This is a genomic window from Pseudomonas sp. NPDC089406 (genome assembly GCF_044900265.1).
Classification (GTDB): Bacteria; Pseudomonadota; Gammaproteobacteria; order Pseudomonadales; family Pseudomonadaceae; genus Aquipseudomonas; species Aquipseudomonas fakonensis.
This window is the reverse complement of the sequence record NZ_JBJDNC010000004.1, coordinates 17,438-35,725: the sequence shown is the minus strand read 5'-3', so window position 1 is coordinate 35,725 and position 18,288 is coordinate 17,438. Positions and strand designations below refer to the sequence as shown.

18 protein-coding genes, 1 tRNA gene and 1 pseudogene are annotated in these 18,288 nt (G+C 62.0%); 11 read left to right on the top strand and 9 right to left on the bottom strand.

Going from position 1 to position 18,288, the window contains the following annotated elements; translation table 11 throughout:
• The first annotated feature begins 80 nt into the window (after window positions 1–80).
• From ACI2KK_RS03975 to ACI2KK_RS03955, 5 genes are all read left to right on the top strand, one after another.
• Window positions 81–2,333, top strand: a complete 2,253-nt coding sequence (locus ACI2KK_RS03975; protein WP_404667955.1) for an AsmA family protein — start codon at window positions 81–83, stop codon at window positions 2,331–2,333.
• Entirely contained in the window at window positions 2,330–3,397 is a 1,068-nt protein-coding gene (gene mutY, locus ACI2KK_RS03970; protein ID WP_404667954.1) for an A/G-specific adenine glycosylase, read from the top strand. The genes ACI2KK_RS03975 and mutY overlap by 4 nt, the downstream gene beginning before the upstream one ends.
• Window positions 3,394–3,666 (top strand): oxidative damage protection protein, encoded by a 273-nt coding sequence (locus ACI2KK_RS03965; RefSeq protein ID WP_217841375.1) that lies wholly within the window; start codon window positions 3,394–3,396, stop codon window positions 3,664–3,666. The genes mutY and ACI2KK_RS03965 overlap by 4 nt, the downstream gene beginning before the upstream one ends.
• A gap of 91 nt (window positions 3,667–3,757) precedes the next feature.
• A tRNA-Phe gene (locus tag ACI2KK_RS03960) sits at window positions 3,758–3,833 on the top strand.
• A 108-nt stretch (window positions 3,834–3,941) separates the two neighbouring features.
• Window positions 3,942–5,657, top strand: a complete 1,716-nt coding sequence (locus ACI2KK_RS03955) for a DUF6538 domain-containing protein (RefSeq protein WP_404667953.1) — start codon at window positions 3,942–3,944, stop codon at window positions 5,655–5,657.
• A 226-nt stretch (window positions 5,658–5,883) separates the two neighbouring features.
• On the opposite strand, the gene ACI2KK_RS03950 is transcribed toward ACI2KK_RS03955, so the two are convergent.
• From ACI2KK_RS03950 to ACI2KK_RS03915, 8 genes and pseudogenes are all read right to left on the bottom strand, one after another.
• Window positions 5,884–6,393, bottom strand: a complete 510-nt coding sequence (locus ACI2KK_RS03950; RefSeq protein ID WP_404667952.1) for a helix-turn-helix domain-containing protein — start codon at window positions 6,391–6,393, stop codon at window positions 5,884–5,886.
• Window positions 6,394–6,743: 350 nt separating this feature from the next.
• Window positions 6,744–7,667, bottom strand: coding sequence for a ParB/RepB/Spo0J family partition protein (locus ACI2KK_RS03945; RefSeq protein ID WP_404667951.1), 924 nt, complete (start codon window positions 7,665–7,667; stop codon window positions 6,744–6,746).
• Between the two features lie 83 nt (window positions 7,668–7,750).
• Window positions 7,751–7,996 carry a hypothetical protein gene (locus ACI2KK_RS03940; protein ID WP_404667950.1) on the bottom strand — a complete coding sequence of 82 codons (246 nt, stop codon included), beginning with the start codon at window positions 7,994–7,996 and terminating at the stop codon, window positions 7,751–7,753.
• 279 nt (window positions 7,997–8,275) lie between these two features.
• A pseudogene (locus ACI2KK_RS03935) lies at window positions 8,276–8,561 on the bottom strand (recombinase family protein); the annotation flags it as partial.
• Between the two features lie 67 nt (window positions 8,562–8,628).
• Window positions 8,629–8,838, bottom strand: coding sequence for a hypothetical protein (locus ACI2KK_RS03930; protein WP_404667949.1), 210 nt, complete (start codon window positions 8,836–8,838; stop codon window positions 8,629–8,631).
• Window positions 8,839–8,937: 99 nt separating this feature from the next.
• Entirely contained in the window at window positions 8,938–9,486 is a 549-nt protein-coding gene (locus ACI2KK_RS03925; protein ID WP_404667948.1) for a recombinase family protein, read from the bottom strand.
• Window positions 9,487–10,648: 1,162 nt separating this feature from the next.
• On the bottom strand, window positions 10,649–10,954 hold the full coding sequence (locus ACI2KK_RS03920) for an addiction module antidote protein (RefSeq protein ID WP_217886694.1): 306 nt from the start codon (window positions 10,952–10,954) through the stop codon (window positions 10,649–10,651).
• A gap of 9 nt (window positions 10,955–10,963) precedes the next feature.
• Window positions 10,964–11,254: a type II toxin-antitoxin system RelE/ParE family toxin gene (locus tag ACI2KK_RS03915; RefSeq protein WP_404667947.1), complete on the bottom strand. Its 291-nt coding sequence runs from the start codon at window positions 11,252–11,254 to the stop codon at window positions 10,964–10,966.
• A 162-nt stretch (window positions 11,255–11,416) separates the two neighbouring features.
• Here ACI2KK_RS03915 and ppk2 point away from each other — a divergent pair, with 162 nt between their 5' ends.
• Together ppk2 and ACI2KK_RS03905 are read left to right on the top strand one after the other, a co-directional pair.
• Window positions 11,417–12,412, top strand: coding sequence for a polyphosphate kinase 2 (ppk2, locus tag ACI2KK_RS03910; RefSeq protein WP_404667946.1), 996 nt, complete (start codon window positions 11,417–11,419; stop codon window positions 12,410–12,412).
• Between the two features lie 188 nt (window positions 12,413–12,600).
• Window positions 12,601–13,044 carry a hypothetical protein gene (locus ACI2KK_RS03905; RefSeq protein ID WP_217841374.1) on the top strand — a complete coding sequence of 148 codons (444 nt, stop codon included), beginning with the start codon at window positions 12,601–12,603 and terminating at the stop codon, window positions 13,042–13,044.
• 181 nt (window positions 13,045–13,225) lie between these two features.
• Here the strand turns inward: ACI2KK_RS03905 and gabP are convergent, their stop codons facing one another.
• Entirely contained in the window at window positions 13,226–14,611 is a 1,386-nt protein-coding gene (gene gabP, locus ACI2KK_RS03900; RefSeq protein ID WP_404667945.1) for a GABA permease, read from the bottom strand.
• A 632-nt stretch (window positions 14,612–15,243) separates the two neighbouring features.
• Between gabP and ACI2KK_RS03895 the strand changes: the two genes are divergently transcribed.
• From ACI2KK_RS03895 to ACI2KK_RS03880, 4 genes are read left to right on the top strand one after another with little or no spacing between them, the layout of a single operon-like run.
• Window positions 15,244–16,017 carry an ABC transporter ATP-binding protein gene (locus tag ACI2KK_RS03895; protein WP_404667944.1) on the top strand — a complete coding sequence of 258 codons (774 nt, stop codon included), beginning with the start codon at window positions 15,244–15,246 and terminating at the stop codon, window positions 16,015–16,017.
• Window positions 16,018–16,028: 11 nt separating this feature from the next.
• Window positions 16,029–16,781, top strand: a complete 753-nt coding sequence (locus ACI2KK_RS03890) for an ABC transporter substrate-binding protein (protein WP_217886699.1) — start codon at window positions 16,029–16,031, stop codon at window positions 16,779–16,781.
• Between the two features lie 55 nt (window positions 16,782–16,836).
• On the top strand, window positions 16,837–17,529 hold the full coding sequence (locus ACI2KK_RS03885) for an ABC transporter permease (protein ID WP_404667943.1): 693 nt from the start codon (window positions 16,837–16,839) through the stop codon (window positions 17,527–17,529).
• Entirely contained in the window at window positions 17,530–18,219 is a 690-nt protein-coding gene (locus tag ACI2KK_RS03880; RefSeq protein ID WP_404667942.1) for an ABC transporter permease, read from the top strand.
• Window positions 18,220–18,288 lie beyond the last annotated feature (69 nt).

The following is an 18,288-nucleotide window of genomic DNA, read 5'->3' as shown; positions in this document are numbered from 1 at the left end:
AAACGTCGGATACGCAGAGCCATACCGCACGGCGCTATACTCGCCGCTGAATTTCAAAATCGGACTACAAGGACTCGCCCATGAAAGCGTTCGGCAAAATCCTGGGGCTGGGGCTTCTCGGGTTGTTGCTGATCATCGTGGCGCTGGGCTTCGCCCTGACGCACCTCTTCGATCCCAACGACTACAAAGACGAAATCCGCCAGCTGGCCCGCGACAAGGCCCATGTGGAACTGACCCTCAACGGCGACATCGGCTGGAGCCTGTTCCCGTGGCTGGGCCTGGAGCTGCACGAGGCGAGCATCGCCACGCTGAACAACCCCAAGGTGCCGTTCGCCGACCTGCAGATGCTTGGCCTGTCGGTGCGCGTGCTGCCGCTGCTGCGCCGCGAAGTGCAGATGAGCGACGTGCGGGTCGAGGGCCTGAACCTCACCCTCACCCGTGACGCCAACGGCCACGGCAACTGGGAAGACATCGGCAAGCCGCTGCCCGACACCAACGTGGCCAGCGCCCCGGCCGGCGGCGCCAGCGCGCCCGCCGATGCACCGGCCAGCAAGCCCGAAGGCAGCAGCGAACGCGCGGTCAAACTCGATATCGACAGCCTGACCGTGAACAACGCGCGAATCCTGTACACCGACGAAAAGGCCGGGCAGACCTACAGCGCCGAGAGCATCCAGCTGAGCACCGGCGCCGTGCACGAAGGCGTGAACATTCCGCTCAAGGCCAGCGCCTTCCTGGCGGCCAGCCAGCCGAACATCAAGGCCCGCACCGAGCTTGCCGGCGAATTGCGCTTTGACCGCAAGCTCAAGCGCTACAACCTTGAAGACCTGCGCCTGTCGGGTGAAACCTCGGGCGAGCCGCTGGCCGGCAAGACCCTGACCTTCGCCGCCCAGGGCCAGTTGCTGGTCGACCTGGCCGCCAACGTGGCGTCGTGGAGCGGGCTGAAAGTCTCGGCCAACCAGCTGCGCGCCCTCGGCGAGCTGAACCTGCGCGACCTGGACAAAGCCCCGCAGCTCAGCGGCGCGCTGTCCATCGCCCAGTTCGACCTGCGCACCTTCCTCGACGGCATCGGCCAGCCGCTGCCGGCCACCGCCGACCCGGCCGCGTTCAACAAGCTCGAGCTGGTCACCCGCCTGGAAGGCACGCAAAACAGCCTGGCCCTGGAAGACCTGGCGGTGAAGCTGGACGACAGCACCTTCAGTGGCCGTGTCGCGGTGGAAGACTTCGCCAAGCAAGCCCTGCGCGTGCGCCTCAAAGGCGACACCTTCAACGCCGACCGCTACCTGCCGGCCAAAAGCGAAGAAGCCAAGGGCGCCACCGCGGCGCGCCAGGCCGAGGTCAAGCAGCAGGAGTCTGCCGCCGTGGCTGGCGCCGGTACCACGCCGCTGCCCAACGCCCCGACGCAACAGGCCTGGAGCAACGACAAGCTGCTGCCGATGGACCGCTTGCGCGCCCTCGACCTGCAGGCTGAGCTTACCTTCGGTGCGCTGACCCTGGACAAGCTGCCGATCAGCGACGCCCAGCTCAACGCCACCGGCCAAGCTGGCCTGCTCACCCTGCAAACCCTGCGCGGCGGCCTGTACAACGGCACTTTCGAGGCCAAGGGCACGGTCGATGTGCGCCCGGCCGTGCCGCAGATCGGCGTCAGCACCAAGATCAACCGCGTGCCGGTCGAGCACTTCATCAAGCGCGAAAGCCCAGACCAGGCGCCGCCGGTGAAGGGCCTGCTGACCCTTAACAGCAACCTGACCGCCACCGGCAACAGCCAGAAGGCGCTGGTCGACACCCTTAACGGCACCGCCAGCTTTGCCATCAACGACGGCGTGCTGGTCAACGCCAACCTTGAGCAGCAGCTGTGCCAGGCCATCGCCACCCTCAACCGCAAGCAGCTCAGCGGCGAGCCACGCGGCAAGGACACGCCGTTCCAGGAGCTGCGCGGCAGCCTGGTGATCCGCAACGGCGTTGCCAGCAACCCCGACCTCAAGGCACGCATCCCGGGCCTGACGGTGAACGGCAATGGCGACCTCGACCTGCGCGTGCTGGGCATGGACTACAACGTCGGCGTGGTGGTCGAAGGCGACCAGCGCGCCATGCCCGACCCGGCCTGCCAGGTGAACGAGCGCTACGTGGGCGTTGAAGTGCCGCTGCGCTGCCGCGGCCCGCTGGAGCTGGGCGCCAAGGCCTGCCGCCTGGACCAGGACGGCCTGGGCAAGGTGGCAGCCAAGCTTGCCGGCAACCGCCTGAAAGACAAGATCGATGAAAAGCTCGAAGAGAAACTCGGAGGCAAAGTGAGCCCGGAACTCAAAGACGCGCTCAAGGGGCTGTTCAAACGATGAGCCCCCAGCAGTTCTCCAGCGCGGTGCTGGAGTGGTACGACCAGCACGGCCGCCATGACCTGCCCTGGCAACAGGGCATCACCCCGTACCGGGTGTGGGTGTCTGAAATCATGCTGCAGCAGACCCAGGTGAGCACCGTGCTCAATTACTTCGACCGCTTCATGCAGGCGCTGCCCACCGTGCAGGCCCTGGCCGAGGCGCCGGAAGACGAAGTGCTGCACCTGTGGACGGGCCTGGGCTATTACACCCGCGCACGCAATTTGCAAAAGGCCGCGAAGATCGTCGTCGAGCGGCATGGCGGCGAATTTCCGCGCAGCGTCGAGCAGCTCACCGAGCTGCCCGGCATCGGCCGCTCCACAGCGGGGGCCATCGCCAGCATCAGCATGGGTATCCGCGCGCCGATTCTGGACGGCAACGTCAAGCGCGTGCTGGCCCGCTACACCGCCCAGGCCGGCTACCCCGGCGAGCCCAAGGTGGCCAACCAGCTGTGGGCAACCGCCGAGCGCTTCACCCCCATGGCCCGGGCCAACCACTACACCCAGGCGATGATGGACATGGGCGCCACGCTGTGCACCCGCAGCAAGCCCAGTTGCCTGATCTGCCCGTTGCAACGTGGCTGCGAAGCGCACCTGCACGGCGAAGAGACCCGCTACCCCGAACCCAAGCCGCGCAAGGCACTGCCCCAGCGCAAGACGCTGATGCCGCTGCTGACCAACCACGAAGGCGCCATCCTGCTGTACCGCCGCCCCTCCAGCGGGCTGTGGGGCGGGCTGTGGAGCCTGCCCGAGCTGGACAACCTCGAACAACTCGACGACCTCGCTTACCAGCACGGCCTGCGCCTGGCCGGCAGCCAGGCTTTGCAGGGCCTTACCCACACCTTCAGCCACTTCCAGCTGGCGATCGAGCCGTGGCTGGTGCGTGTCGAGCCCGCCGGGGCGCACGTGGCCGAGGCCGACTGGCTCTGGTATAACCTCGCCACCCCGCCGCGCCTGGGCCTTGCTGCCCCGGTCAAGAAGCTGCTGCAACGCGCAGCCGACGAACTGATTGCAGGAGAAACCCCATGACCCGCACCGTGAAGTGCCGCAAGTACAACGAAGAACTGCCAGGCCTGGAGCGCCCGCCCTACCCCGGCGCCAAGGGCCAGGACATCTTCGAGCACATCTCGCAGAAAGCCTGGAAAGAGTGGCAGGACCACCAGACCATGCTGATCAACGAGAAGCGCCTGAACATGATGAATGCCGAGGACCGCAAATTCATCCAGGCCGAGATGGACAAGTTCTTCGCCGGCGAGGATTACGCCCAGGCCGAAGGCTACGTTCCACCCTCGGAATGAGCCCGGGGATCGTAAGCGACGGAATTAATTTAAAATTTTTTAAAAAAAGTCGTTGACGCCCCGTCAGAAAATCTATTTAATTCACCCCGTCGCCCAGATAGCTCAGTCGGTAGAGCAGAGGATTGAAAATCCTCGTGTCGGCGGTTCGACTCCGTCTCTGGGCACCACCATACCGAAACCCCTGATTCCTAACGGTCTCAGGGGTTTTTTGTTTCTGGAGACCTGTAATCCCGCCTCCCACTGGTACACAAGGCGGGTACACAAGCGTGGCGTTCATGGCACAACCCTGGAAGCACCCTAGCGGCATCTACTACATCCGTCGCCGCATTCCTGATGACCTCAAGCCTATCCTGGGCAAAGGCGACTTTTACAAAGTCAGCCTCCAGACCCGCGTCCCGATAGAAGCCAAAACACGGCACGCCGCCGAATGGGTCAAGTCTGACCAGCTTTTCGAGCGAGCACGCGCCCAGCTGGCCCAAGGTCCTCAGCTACCCGCAAACGACGCAGTGCAAATGGCCGCGCGGTGGGCGAGGCATGAGCTGGCCGAGATGGAGAAGTCCGGCAACTTCACGTACTGGCTAGCACAGCACGGCACCGATGTTGAAACGCTCGGGTCATTTTATGGGGCCGGGCTTTCAGTCAACACCTTCCTCGCCGAGCCTGCCGTCACGCGCCGTATCCAAGCAGACATTGCAGATGAACTGGCCCGGTACAACCATCCACCCGTACCACAGGACTCAGCAACTTACCGCCACCTTCAAGAGGCGTTCGCGGCCCAGCTCCTGCGCCTATCGGAGACTGCCCTCAGCAGGTACGAACACGACCACGTAGCACCGCTACAGGCCCCGGCATTCGCGCCCCTTAGCTTTGAGGAGCGCCCCACCAGCGCTCCGTTGCTGTCGCGGCTATTCGAGGACTGGAAGGCCTACCACTTGAAATTGGGGAACGGTGGCCGGGACGTCGTTAAGCGCGCCCGTGAGTACAGCGGCACCATGAAGGTGTTTATCGAGCTGTACGGTGACCTGCCCGCCTCATCCATTACCCGCGCCACAGTGAACTCGTTCGTTACCGACCTGCTAAAAATGCCAGCAGGCGGCATCGGGCGAAAGGCGCTTACGGCTCCACAGCTCATTGCGAAGGCCGAGGCCCAGGACTTACCCACCCTCAGTCACCTGACCGTAAAGAACCGGCTCATGGCGCTGTCGTCCGTGCTCACGTATGCCGTTCGACTTGGGATCTTGACCGAGAATGCCGTGACAGCCTCAGGAGTGACCAGCGAGCTAACCAAAGCAGCTAAAAAGTCGGGCCGAGCGTTAGCCCGTAAGCACTTCACCCGGCAGGAGTTGGTGCAGGTTTTCAAAAGCCCAGTATTCACGCGCACATGGACACCGCCCCGAGCATCCTTTGGTGAGGCCTGGTATTGGCTTCCGCTACTGCTGTGCTATACCGGCGCGCGCCGAGAAGAGGTGGCGCAGATGAAAGCCGCCGAAGTGCAGCAAAGTGATGATGGAGTTTGGTTCCTAGACTTACTCTCGACACTTGATGAGGCATCCGAGGCGGACGAACGCACAGTCAAAACCGCTGGCAGTCGCCGAAAGGTCCCTCTCCACCCCGACCTCATTGCCCTTGGATTCCTGAGCTACGTCTCCGGTCTCCCAGCGCAGGGACAGTTGTTCCCACTTCTGAAACAGGACACAGCACGCTACTACGGGGCCAACTTCGGAAGGCGCTGGTCGGATTACCTGAAGAAGGTAGCGCACCTAGATATCAGGGTAAGCCCGCTCCACGGCTTCCGACACTCCTTCATCACCTTTTGCAGGGAGCAAGCTGTACCAGAGGAGCTACGCGACGCCTTGACCGGCCATGACAATGGAGCCGTCAGCCGCAAGTACGGCGAGCGGGCACTGCTGCCCCAGCTTCTGGAGCAACTGAAGAAACTCCCGAGCATCGCCAGAGAAGCTGGGTTATTGCCCCCGGAAGGCACTTCCTGACGACCAGCGCCTGACCAAGGGACACGCCGCATAACAGCAATGGGAACAGGAACGGACAAACCGCTTTTCTCGCTAGCTCCCCCTAAATAGCTGGAGACCAGGCAGAACTCCAGCCATCACTGCTCATACAGAGCTTAACAGCCAGGGCAGCCGCATGAGCAGCAGCCCCTTCCGCCTGCCCCGCCCCCTCCTTTCGGTGCCCGCGCCGGTAGAGGTCGGGATGTGACTACTGAATTTTTGGAAGGTTTTGGTAGAAGCTTCTTTGGCTCTCACGCCACTGAACATCAAGAGCCCAGCGGAAGACGTTCAGCGGCACGTAGAGCCCCACATACGGCCAAGGCGTCTGCAGCACTTGGTACATGCCCATGTTGGGAGCCTGCGCGGTGGCCGATGCGCTTGCCGCGTAGTAGTCCTCAGCGATAGCGCCCAACTGGTCATCTTCCTTACTCAACGGGCTGCCATATGCTGCAACGAACCAGCCATGCTGCGTGAGCAAGGCCATGTAGTTCTGCGCTGTCATGAAGAAGTTCGCTGGCCAGACCTGGCATGCAGTACAGACAGTCAGCAGGTGTTCGAGCGTAAGCGGTGTCTCGCCATTTTCGACTTTGCTCCAAGAGCTTGTAGATGCCTTTCCGAGAAGCTGGCTGATATGCGCCTGAGTGACGCCTTTCTCGACACGCAGCTCCCTAAGAAGCAGCCGGCAGATAGTGTGAAACGAAGTGCTTTTTTCAGTCATCGGTGAATCTCCAACTCAAGCCAAAAAGGAATTGTGTTTCTCTACAGGGAACATCATCTACTCTAGAGAAACACGATACCCAAATCAAGAAGAACTTAATGCTTCGGAGAGCACCATAGAACATGCAGCATCGACGGTTGTGACTGACTCAACCCGCAGTTCTTGCCGCGCCTTCCCCCTTCCCACAAGCCTCGTCTCCAGGTCTCGGCCTCATGAAAACGCCAGGGGGGCGGACACGTAGCTGTCCTGCAATCCCCCCATGCGAATGATAGGATTGAAAACGCCGAGCCAGGAACGGCAGGGCCTCCAGCCAATTGAGGGCTCTGAGAGCCCCTCATGTGGAGCCCTCGTTAGAAGTCGCCAGGGTGTCTGGAGGCCTCTTCCTCCGCACGCATACGAGCTACCTCCAGGCCTAGCTGGCTATGGTCAACGGCATCGTCCATGGCTTCGTAGTCGTCCGTGGTCGTTGGTTGGTACACCTTCGGTTTGTACTTCCTCTCCAGGTAGGCAATGCCGTCCGGCCGCCCCGCCTCCCGGGCTAGCTCCTCCAGCGCTTCGACAAAGTCCTTCGGTTCAAATTTGCCGTCCTCACCAAGCCCAACCTGAACAATGGCCATCTTGATGATGTGCTTCCGGGCAGCCCCGCTGGTGCGGTTGCTCGGTTCCTGCCGCTGCTTCCTGACCTGGGTCCAGGTGATGACGCTAAAGGGCTTCCAGGTGGTCTTTCGCTGCCAGTAAGCCTGGAGTTGCTCTTCGACCTTGTCCCGTGGGGCGTCGGCGTCAACCCTCCCAGCTTTGACTCCGTCCTGTCGGACTAAGTCGCGGAAGCGCTTGATGGTGTTTTCGGAGACCATCAGTAGGGCGGCAGCTTCTTTGACCGGCATCTTGCGGTAGGTGTCGCGCTCCAGATTGAAAGCCGCCCAGGCATTTTCTGTGCGCTCCAGCGGAGATAGCGATTGGATGATTTGCTGGTTCGCCAGCCGTGCGGCGACCTGGGCATCGGCAAGGCCGAGTCCCGGCAGGACCTCGACCAGTGCTTCCGCTATACCGGCCTTCTTCAATGCCTCCAGGCGGTGGTGTCCGTCCACCAGCCAAAATCGGGTAGCGACATGGTGGGGGCGGTCGGCGTCCGAGGCCAGCTCATAGGAGCCGCCCTCCTGTGCCGCGACGACCTTCATGGCCACCTGCTGCCCCCCGGCCTTGATGCTCCGGGTTAGCTGGTTGATGTGGTCCTTGTACCGCTTCGCGTCGCTGTGTTCCTTGTACTTCTGCATTCCGATATTCCGGTTCTGCAGTGTGGGGTCGGTCTGGATAGCGTCCAGGGGAATAGATCGAAGTCTTTCCGTCATGGCCTACCTCAACGCTTGCGCACGATGGGACCGAGGGCGACCCACTGGGGCTCCTCCCGGTCGGTCTTGGTGAGGTCCAGGAGGTCGTCATCCGCCCAGGACAGCCCGGCGGTTAGGGCCAGCTCCATGGCCTCAGCAAGGCGTGTATCGCGGCACTTCCGCCTGCTTAGGGCACAAGCCAGGGTAGTGAGTCGGTCGAGGTGTTCAGGGCGCAGGTGCAGGTTTAGCCGCACCAGGTTGGTGGTGGTGGTCATTGGGATTGAGGTCCGTGGTGATAGCGAGCGCAAACGCCCTGCTAGGAAGTCCGAGCAGGGAATGGGTCGCTTTGGAGATAGGGGGAGAGAGGGGCCGGCGCCGCAGGCAAACATGCAAGCGCTGGAAGGCCATGCTAGGAATGGCCCCATTGAGCTGCGCTCAGCGTGGTGGGCATTACCATGGGCTTTCCAGCCTTCGCTTGACCGGCGGTTGGTCGGGGTTTGGATAGGTTATCCCTTAGACTGGCTGCAAATATGTCGCTTGCCGCTTCCAGAGGCTCAGGCGCCCGCGTGGCTCCCACCTCCAGCGGTCTTGCAGGCCCGCTTCACTGTGGCCAAGGACACCTTCCAGTGGTCGGCGGTGGTGGCGATGCTGGAGCCGGTCTCCTTCCTCCAAGCTGCAATGGAGTCGTCGTGCCGCTTGGGGGCACCCAGCTTGCGCCCGCCCGCCTTGGCCTTGTTAATCCCTGCCATGCCGTGCCCTGATGTTCTCCCGCTCCCGCTCCGCTACGCCGGCCAGCAAGGTGAGCATCAGCTTCCCGGTGGGGTTGGACAGGTCGAAGCCATGTGAGCCGAAGATGTAAGGTGCCCATGGTGTCTATGAGTTACTGCGTATTGCCTTGGGTGCCTTACTAGTGGAGGGGGCCGGACGGGCTGTGAAAAGCCATTTGCATCAAGTCGTTGACCTCCTGGAATAGTCCCTCAGCGGCCGCCTTCAGCCTCTCCACATCTGGCTCCGGCCGCCCCTCGGCCTTAGCTTCGTGATAGCAGCGGAGGGCGTCCAAGGCTTGCTCCATCAGCGGGTCGCACGCCTCCACCCAATCCTGCAATGTGCCTTTCATCAGCGCCATCCTGTCCTCAGGTCGTGAGAGTTTAGGTCGGCTGAGCTGCAAGGTCGAAAAAGTTCTCAGCTCTTTCCCAACGCCTTCGACGTTTCTTCCCTACAGGGCTAGATACTTGTACAGGGTGGATTGCCCGATGCGGAGCTGCGCAGCCACATCCGCCTTACTCATGCCCTGGGCAATCAGCCCCTTGGCGTGGGCAATGACCTTCGGGTCCAGGGCCTTGCGGCCGGTGTACTTACCTTCCTGCTTGGCCTTCTCGATGCCGATCCGCTGCCGCTCCAGCATCAGCTCGCGCTCCATCTTCGCCATTCCCGCCATGATGGTGAAGACCATTTCCCCCATGGGAGTGGTGATATCCATGCCCAGGTTGTCGATGGTCAGCTGGATGTTCCGGTTCTTAAGGTCCTGTGCCAGGGCCAGCACCTCCAGGCTGTTCCGCCCCAGTCTGGATACCTCGCGGACGATGAGCTGGTCGCCCGCCTTCAGGTCGGCCAACAGCCTGCCGAACTTCGGGCGGTCAGTGGTCGTTCCTGTGAAGCGTTCCTCCACAATGAGGCCGTCGGGGTACTTGGCAGCGAGGAACGCAGCCTGGGCTTCGGGGTCCTGGTCGTCGGTGGATACCCTTGCGTAGAGGTAGGTGGCCACAGCGGAATCTCCATATGGGGTCTAAGACCACTGGAGAATTCAGGATTCTACGTTAAAAAGAAACCCCAAATAGAGACTTTTCTACGTTCTCCCTGAGGGGTGCCCCAGATAGAGACTGTAGGGTGAGGGCCATGCCTAACGCAGTAGCCCCGCCCCTGTAGGGCAAGACTAGTTGGCATGCAAGGGTAGGCCAGCAGGCCCCCAAGGGGGGGGGAACACAAGGAACGCCTTACATTAAAAGGCCAGACAGATTTTTTGCCCCAAAGTAGCTGCACTTGGCCGGCGCTGGGCAATTGCAAGCGCTTGCCCACGCTTCACAGTTGCTGGGGCGCACCTTCTCGATGGATTGGTTAGGCCTCACGGTGCGGTACAGGGGCCGAGGGGGTGAAATATATGACCCGACCACTCCGACCAGCCACGACCTTAAAGCGGAGCTCATCGCCGCGCCCCTCCCAGACCTCAAAGCTAAACGCGCACTCTCGCTCTTGTAAGTCTTTGATGAGCCTACCCACAAGATCTGCGTTGACGCCCTTGGCTCGACCTGATTTTCTCACACCGATCTTGGTTGCCGTAATAAGCGTTACAGAACAGGGTTCCTTGAGTTGGCCTACACCTGCGATTAGGCCCTCAATAATGCAGCGGTTCGCGGTCGTATCGTGCAGTTGTTGGTGTAGGTATTTGGTCTTGCCGTTGTATTCAAGCAGCGACTCCGCCGTGCCGAGACGTGTGGTGGCGTCGCAGCTGCCTACAGAGTAGATGGATACGGTCTTCATTAGCCCTAGCACCGGAAACAGTGGGGTCTCCGAGGTTACGAAGTCGTTGGCAGCGTGTCTATGGCTGAATGGGTTAGAGAGTGTCCGCTTCTCGCCATTTGGTGAGCCCAGCATAAGCGCCCGCTTGGGTCACAGCCTCAGCGCCCCTAACCTGGTGGCTGGTACACAGGACTGGTACACTTTGTTCCTACGGCGAGCCTGAAAGGCCCGTAATATATGGGGTTACAGGTTAGCGTCCAGTGTCGGCGGTTCGACTCCGTCTCTGGGCACCACCTTCAAGCTTCTGGTGGTTGCAAAGTTACCCGAAGCGACACAAAAAACCCGCCTAGTGCGGGTTTTTTGTTGTCTGCAATTCAGAGCCAGGCGCAGCAAAGTACTGCACCCTCCCCCTACCCTGCTGCCCGAGGCGGCACAACCTCGGCATGCAAGCGCACCCCGAGCGCCGCCATCACCTTCATGATGGTCGCCAGGCTAGGGTTACCGTCAGCGGACAACGCCTTGTACAGCCCTTCGCGGGTAAGGCCGGTATCGCGCGCCAGTTGTGCCATCCCACGGGCGCGGGCGATGTCGCCCAAGGCGGCAGCCAGCAGGGCCGGGTCGTTTTCTTCAAGGCAGGCTTCCAGATAGAGAGCCATGTCCTGTTCAGTTTTCAGATGGTCTGCTGCATCCCATCTGCTCAGTTTGACGTCTGTCATCGCCACCTCCTAAACATTGCGCGCCAGGTCGAGAGCTGACTTGATATCCCTGGCCTGGCTGGATTTATCACCGCCGGCCAACAAGATAATCACTTCATGCCCCCTCTGAACGCAGTACACCCTGTAACCGGGACCGTAGTCGATCCGTAGTTCGAACACCCCTTCCCCCACCGGCTTGCAGTCTCCCAACGTCCCGAGTTCGACACGACGCAGCCGCACATTGATGCGCGCTTGCGCTCGAGCATCCCTCAGGGCCGCAAACCACCTCATGTACCTGTCAGTCTGAATTAGTGTGTGCATGGATAAAATGTAAACTGCAGTTCACACTACAGCAATTCACATCTGTTTCAAACCATGAGTCACTTTAGTGAAGCCCGCCCCCATTTGATCGACATCAAAAAGCCACCACCCCCTTCCCCCTAGGATGACCGGTGGACACCCGATTCGATCAAAAGGACCGCCATGAGCGACGACGCCACCTTGCTGCTTCCCTCACCCGCCGAAGCCACACCGGCCAGCGCCCAGCCCGCCACCCGCACCCGCCGCCCGCGCAAGCCTGCTGCCAAACCGCAAACCATCACCCAGGTCAGCCAGCAGCCGGCCGCCCTGCAGGTAGCCACCGCGCGCAAGGGCTCAAGCGAGGACAGCACCTCGGCACGCCTGCCGGCCAGCTACCCCTACCGCACCCGCATGCGCCGCCAGGACTACGAAAAAGCCAAGCACGCCCTGCAGATCGAGCTGTTGAAAGTACAGAACTGGGTGAAGGAAACCGGCCAGCGCATCGTCATCCTGTTCGAGGGCCGCGATGCGGCCGGCAAGGGTGGCACCATCAAGCGCTTCATGGAGCACCTGAACCCGCGCGGCGCACGTATCGTCGCCCTGGAGAAGCCCTCCGAACAGGAAAAGGGCCAGTGGTACTTCCAGCGCTACGTGCAGCACCTGCCCACCGCCGGTGAAATGGTGTTCTTCGACCGCTCCTGGTACAACCGCGCCGGCGTCGAGCGGGTGATGGACTTCTGCACGCCACACCAGTACCTGGAGTTCATGCGCCAGGCCCCGGAGCTGGAACGCATGCTGTGCAACAGCGGCATCCTGCTGTTCAAGTTCTGGTTCTCGGTGAACCGCGAAGAACAGTTGCGCCGGTTCATCTCGCGCCGCGACGACCCGCTCAAGCACTGGAAGCTGTCGCCCATCGACATCAAGTCGCTGGACAAGTGGGACGACTACACCGGGGCCAAGGAAGCCATGTTCTTCCACACCGACACCGCCGATGCGCCGTGGACGGTGATCAAGTCCGACGACAAAAAGCGTGCGCGGATCAACTGCATCCGGCACTTTTTGCATTCGCTGGACTACCCGGGCAAGGACCACAGCGTGGCCCATGCGCCGGATGCGCTGTTGGTGGGGAGGGCTTCGCGGGGGTTTGAGGAGGATGAAGGGACAGCGCTGGTCAGTTAAAGCCCTGGGGCCGCTGCGCAGCCCTTTCGCGACACAAGGCCGCTCCTACAGGAGATCGCATTCCCCTGTAGGAGCGGCCTTGTGTCGCGAAAGGGGCGCAAAGCGCCCCCGCCCCTAATACTCTTGGGTTTCTTGGGCAACTGCGCTTCAATACGCGCCTTTAGCATTCACACCAAGGACCGCGCCCCATGGCCACCAACAACAAGCAACAGAAACGCGCCAAGCGCGCCGCCGCCAAGGCCAAGCAAAACCGCATGGTGCGCAGCGGCCAGGCGGTCAAGGCCAGCGCTGGCGACAGCGCCAGTGTCGAGCAGGTGTTCAGCAAGGCCATGGAGTCCGACAGCTACAAGGAGCTGTTCGACAAGATGAAAGCCGCGCAGCAAACCAGCCTGGTGGCGATGATTTCGGTGTTCCTGGTCGACCCGCTGCTGGCCCTGGTACTCAAAGGCCACAAGGAAGAGCACGCCACCGACTACATCGTGCTGGTGTTCAACGCCTACCGCACCTGGCTGGACGGCGCCGACGAAGACACCACCATGGCCTGGCTGGAAAGCGACGAGTTCCAGGACGCCTATATCGCCGCGTCGGAGCTGGTGGCCAAGCAGCAGCAACAGCAGAAGCAGTTTGGTTGATCGAACGCGCCAAACAGGCCTGGCCTCTTCGCGGGTAAACCCGCTCCCACAGGACCGCGCCCTCTCGGGCCTGTATTGAACCCTGTGGGAGCGGGTTTACCCGCGAAGAGGCCGGCACAGGCTACAAAAAAGGCCGCCCCCTGCAGAGGGCGCGGCCTTTGTTCATTGCAGCCAGCGCAAATCAGCTATCCAGCGCCACGCGCCCGGCAGCCGCACGCTTGCGGTGTACCAGCAGGCCCGTGGCAACCACGCCAATGCTGAGGATCGCCGTGGCGATGATCTCGGCACGGTGGTCTTCACGCAGGGCCATCACCACCAGCACCGCAACGATGAAGGCGATGGTGGCCCAGGTCAGGCCCGGGAACATCCACATCTTGAACGAGATCTTCTCGCCACTGGCTTCACGCTGGGCGCGCATGCGCAGCTGCGACACGGCGATCACCAGATACACCAGCAGGGCGATGGCGCCGGAGCTGGCCAGCAGGAACTCGAACACCTCGGCCGGGGCCAGGAAGTTGGCGAACACGCACAGGAAAGCCGCGGCAGTGGACAGCAGCACCGCCCAGTGCGGGGTGCCGGCCTTGGTGGTGCGCTGGGCAATGGCCGGGGCGTCGCCACGCTTGCTCAGCGAGAACAGCATGCGCGAGGAGGTGTACAGCGCCGAGTTCAGGCAGCTGGTCACGGCAATCAGCACGACGATGTCGACGATCAGCTTGGCATTCGGCACGCCGATCAGGCTGAGCACGGTCTGGTACGAGCCCTTCTCGGCCAGGGTCGGGTCGTTCCACGGCACCATGGCCACCACCAGGAAGATCGACACCAGGTAGAACAGGCAGATACGCCAGATCACCGAGTTGGTGGCGCGGCTGATCTGCTTGCCCGGGTCTTTCGATTCGGCGGCGGCGATGGTGACGATCTCGGTACCCATGAACGAGAACATGGTGGTCAGCATGGCCGCCAGCACCGCGCCCAGGCCATTGGGCATGAAGCCTTGGGTGTCGAACAGGTGGCTGACACCGCTGACCTGGCTGCCCGGCACCATGCCGAACATGGCCGCGCAACCGACGACGATGAAGCCGATGATCGCCAGCACCTTGAGCAGGGCGAACCAGAACTCGAACTCACCGTAGTTTTTAACGCTGAACAGGTTGGTGATGGTCAGTGCCAGGGTGATGATCAGCGAGAACGCCCACAGGTCCACGGACGGGAACCAGGCATGCAGAATGGCCGCGGCGGCGTTGGCCTCCAGCGGGATCACCAGCACCCAGAACCACCAGTACAGCCAGCCGATGGTAAAACCAGCCCAGCGCCCGATGGCGCGGTCGGCGTAGGTGGAGAACGAACCGGTGTCCGGCGAGGCGACTGCCATTTCACCGAGCATGCGCATCACCAGCACCACCAGCGTACCGGCGGCGGCATAGGCCAGCAGCACGGCAGGGCCGGCAGCCGCGATGGCGTGGCCGGAGCCGACGAACAAGCCGGCGCCGATCACGCCTGCGATGGACAGCATGGTCACATGCCGTTGCTTGAGCCCCTGAGCGAGGTCATTGGAATTGTTACCGCTCATAAAACTACCTTTGTAAGGAGTGGACCACTCCGACTGCTATACGAAGCGCGCCTGGGGTTTATTTAGGCGTCGCTGCAATCGGCGCTTTCCTGCTGGCAATAAGCGCGCCACCTGCTGAATGCATTCGTCAGATGTTTCTGAAAACTCAATAACGACGCGCCCTGCAGGGCTTTCGGCCAGGTCTTGACCGAAAGGCCGCCAAATCCCCATGCCAAGTCCGGATTACTGAAATACCCACTTACAAACGCACCAAAGGTGCCCCTCGGTAACACCTTTGCACCAGTGCAAAGCAAAAAAGCGCAACCAGCAGGTGCAACCCGTTTGATCTTCTTCTGTAGGAGCCGGCTTGCCGACGATGAGGCCCGCACAGGGAGGAAATGGTCTAAAGCGCTTCCAACAACGGGCCAAAGCTGGCACCATCGCGCCTTTTTTCATCAAGGCTCCGGTGCCGGGCAAAGTGCTATTGCGGACATCCTCGCGACAGTCCACTGCAACGATGCGACAAACTGCCCCACCAACAACCGAAGCCCCTTGCGACCCCGTTGGCCCACGTTGCGCCGCTATGCTAGCGTGGCGCTCGCCAGGAAGGCCGCCAACAGCTGGGAACGCACCCGAACACATGAGGACCGCACATGGCCCAGGCCACGCCCGCGCTGGAAATCCGCAACCTGCACAAACGCTACGGCAAGCAGGAAATTCTCAAGGGCATTTCGCTGACCGCGCGCGACGGTGACGTGATCTCCATCCTTGGCTCGTCCGGCTCGGGCAAGTCCACCCTGCTGCGCTGCATCAACCTGCTCGAGAACCCGCACCAGGGCGAAATCCTGGTGGCCGGTGAAGCCCTCAAGCTCAAAGCACAGAAAAACGGCGACCTGATTGCCGCCGACAGCCGCCAGATCAACCGCCTGCGCAGCGAAATCGGCTTCGTCTTCCAGAATTTCAACCTGTGGCCGCACATGTCGGTGCTCGACAACATCATCGAGGCACCGCGCCGCGTGCTCGGCCAAAGCAAGGCCGAGGCCATCGAAGCCGCCGAAGCGCTGCTGAACAAGGTCGGCATCTATGAGCGCCGCCACGCCTACCCCGCCCAGCTTTCCGGTGGCCAGCAGCAACGCGCCGCCATCGCCCGCACCCTGGCCATGCAGCCCAAGGTGATCCTGTTCGACGAGCCAACTTCGGCCCTCGACCCGGAAATGGTCCAGGAAGTGCTTAACGTCATCCGCGCGCTGGCCGAAGAAGGCCGTACCATGCTGCTGGTGACGCACGAGATGAACTTTGCCCGCCAGGTGTCCAGTGAAGTGGTGTTCCTGCACCAGGGCCTGGTCGAAGAGCAGGGATCGCCGCAGCAGGTCTTCGAAAACCCGAACTCGGCGCGTTGCAAGCAATTCATGTCCAGCCACCGCTAACGGAGCAATACATGCACACTTACAAGAAGTTCCTCCTGGCAGCCGCTGCCACCCTGGTGATGTCGGCCAACGCCATGGCCGCAGAAAAACTGCGCATGGGCATCGAAGCCGCCTACCCACCGTTCAACAACAAGGATGCCAGCGGTAACGTCGTCGGCTTCGACAAGGACATCGGCGACGCCCTGTGCGCCAAGATGAAGGTCGAGTGCTCGGTGGTGACCTCCGACTGGGACGGCATCATCCCGGCCCTGAACGCCAAGAAGTTCGACTTCCTGGTGTCGTCGCTGTCGATCACCGACGAGCGCAAGCAGGCGGTCGATTTCACCGACCCCTACTACTCCAACAAGCTGCAGTTCATCGCGCCGAAGAACGTCGACTTCAAAACCGACAAAGCCTCGCTCAAGGGCAAGACCATCGGCACCCAGCGCGCCACCCTGGCCGGCACCTACCTTGAAGACAACTACAGCGGCGTCGACATCAAGCTGTACGACACCCAGGAAAACGCCTACCTCGACCTGCTGTCCGGGCGCATCGACGGCATCCTGGCCGACAAGTACGTGCAGTACGAGTGGCTCAAGAGCAAGGACGGCATGAACTACGAGTTCAAGGGTGAGCCGGTGCTGGACAGCGACAAGATCGGCATCGCCGTGCGCAAGGGTGACACCAAGCTGCGCGACGACCTGAACAAGGCCCTGGCCGAAATCAAGGCCGACGGCACGTACAAGAAGATCAACGACAAGTACTTCCCGTTCAGCATCGAATGATTCACCTCGACCGGTACCGCCTTGCGCGGTGCCGGTCCCTTGAACGCAGCGACCCATGAATATCGACCTGCACGGATTCGGTCCGGCCATGATGGCCGGCACCCTGATGACCGTAAAACTGGCGCTTTGCGCCCTGCTGCTGGGGCTGGTCCTGGGGCTGCTCGGCGCCCTGGCCAAGACCTCCTCGATCAAACCATTGCAATGGCTTGGCGGCGCCTATTCCACGCTGGTGCGCGGCGTACCTGAACTGCTGTGGGTACTGCTGATCTATTTCGGCACCGTCGGGCTGATGAACAGCCTCGGCGAAGCCCTGAACATGCCGGGCCTCGAGCTCAGCGCCTTCGCCGCCGGGGTGATCGCCCTGGGGCTGTGCTTCGGTGCCTACGCCACCGAAGTGTTCCGCGGCGCCATTCTGGCCATCCCCAAGGGCCACCGCGAAGCGGGCCTGGCCCTGGGCCTGTCGGGCGGGCGCATTCTGGCGCGGATCATCCTGCCGCAGATGTGGCGCATGGCCCTGCCGGGCCTGGGCAACCTGTTCATGATTTTGATGAAGGACACCGCACTGGTGTCGGTGATCGGCCTTGAAGAAATCATGCGCCACGCGCAAATCGGCGTGACCGTGACCAAGGAGCCGTTCACCTTCTACGCGGTGGCCGCCTGCATTTACCTGGGCCTGACCATCATTGCCATGACCGGCATGCACTTCCTGGAAAAGCGCGCCGCTCGCGGCTTCATGAGGGCCGAATAAATGAACTGGGAAGTCATCATCAAGTGGCTGCCACGCCTGGCCCAGGGCGCCACCCTGACCCTGGAGCTGGTAGCCATCGCCGTGGTTGCCGGGCTGATCCTGGCCATCCCGCTGGGTATCGCCCGCTCCTCGCGCCACTGGTACGTGCGCGCCGTGCCCTTCAGCTACATCTTCTTCTTCCGCGGCACGCCGCTGCTGGTGCAGCTGTTTCTGGTGTACTACGGCCTGGCGCAGTTCGACGCGGTGCGCTCGAGCGCGCTGTGGCCGTACCTGCGCGACCCGTTCTGGTGCACCGTACTGACCATGACCCTGCACACCGCCGCCTATATCGCCGAGATTCTGCGTGGCGCGTTGCAGGCGATCCCCAAGGGCGAGATCGAAGCCGCCCGGGCGCTGGGCATGTCCCGCGGCAAGACGCTGTTCTACATCATGCTGCCGCGCGCCGCGCGCATCGGCCTGCCGGCCTACAGCAACGAAGTGATCCTGATGCTCAAGGCCAGCGCCCTGGCCAGTACCGTGACGCTGCTGGAACTGACCGGCATGGCGCGAACCATCATCGCCCGCACCTACCTGCCGGTGGAGATCTTCTTCGCCGCCGGGGTGTTCTACCTGCTGATCTCGTTCGTGCTGGTGCAAGGCTTCAAGCTGCTGGAGCGCTGGCTGCGCGTGGACGCCAGCCAAGGCCGCTGAGCCTTAACCCCACTACCCCGATCACCTACAACCCTGTAGGAGCCGGCTTGCCGGCGATCGGGGCGCACA

What these genes read in the sequence shown, in the direction of transcription:
- ACI2KK_RS03890 (WP_217886699.1), top strand. Translation starts at nt 16,029, where the DNA reads ATGCACACTTACAAGAAGTTCCTCCTGGCAGCCGCTGCCACCCTGGTG.
- ACI2KK_RS03905 (WP_217841374.1), top strand. Translation starts at nt 12,601, where the DNA reads ATGGCCACCAACAACAAGCAACAGAAACGCGCCAAGCGCGCCGCCGCC.
- ACI2KK_RS03965 (WP_217841375.1), top strand. Translation starts at nt 3,394, where the DNA reads ATGACCCGCACCGTGAAGTGCCGCAAGTACAACGAAGAACTGCCAGGC.
- ACI2KK_RS03945 (WP_404667951.1), bottom strand. Translation starts at nt 7,667, where the DNA reads ATGCAGAAGTACAAGGAACACAGCGACGCGAAGCGGTACAAGGACCAC.
- ACI2KK_RS03915 (WP_404667947.1), bottom strand. Translation starts at nt 11,254, where the DNA reads ATGCACACACTAATTCAGACTGACAGGTACATGAGGTGGTTTGCGGCC.
- gabP (WP_404667945.1), bottom strand. Translation starts at nt 14,611, where the DNA reads ATGAGCGGTAACAATTCCAATGACCTCGCTCAGGGGCTCAAGCAACGG.
- ACI2KK_RS03930 (WP_404667949.1), bottom strand. Translation starts at nt 8,838, where the DNA reads ATGAAAGGCACATTGCAGGATTGGGTGGAGGCGTGCGACCCGCTGATG.
- ppk2 (WP_404667946.1), top strand. Translation starts at nt 11,417, where the DNA reads ATGAGCGACGACGCCACCTTGCTGCTTCCCTCACCCGCCGAAGCCACA.
- ACI2KK_RS03895 (WP_404667944.1), top strand. Translation starts at nt 15,244, where the DNA reads ATGGCCCAGGCCACGCCCGCGCTGGAAATCCGCAACCTGCACAAACGC.
- ACI2KK_RS03950 (WP_404667952.1), bottom strand. Translation starts at nt 6,393, where the DNA reads ATGACTGAAAAAAGCACTTCGTTTCACACTATCTGCCGGCTGCTTCTT.
- ACI2KK_RS03920 (WP_217886694.1), bottom strand. Translation starts at nt 10,954, where the DNA reads ATGACAGACGTCAAACTGAGCAGATGGGATGCAGCAGACCATCTGAAA.
- ACI2KK_RS03940 (WP_404667950.1), bottom strand. Translation starts at nt 7,996, where the DNA reads ATGACCACCACCACCAACCTGGTGCGGCTAAACCTGCACCTGCGCCCT.
- ACI2KK_RS03880 (WP_404667942.1), top strand. Translation starts at nt 17,530, where the DNA reads ATGAACTGGGAAGTCATCATCAAGTGGCTGCCACGCCTGGCCCAGGGC.
- mutY (WP_404667954.1), top strand. Translation starts at nt 2,330, where the DNA reads ATGAGCCCCCAGCAGTTCTCCAGCGCGGTGCTGGAGTGGTACGACCAG.
- ACI2KK_RS03975 (WP_404667955.1), top strand. Translation starts at nt 81, where the DNA reads ATGAAAGCGTTCGGCAAAATCCTGGGGCTGGGGCTTCTCGGGTTGTTG.
- ACI2KK_RS03955 (WP_404667953.1), top strand. Translation starts at nt 3,942, where the DNA reads ATGGCACAACCCTGGAAGCACCCTAGCGGCATCTACTACATCCGTCGC.
- ACI2KK_RS03885 (WP_404667943.1), top strand. Translation starts at nt 16,837, where the DNA reads ATGAATATCGACCTGCACGGATTCGGTCCGGCCATGATGGCCGGCACC.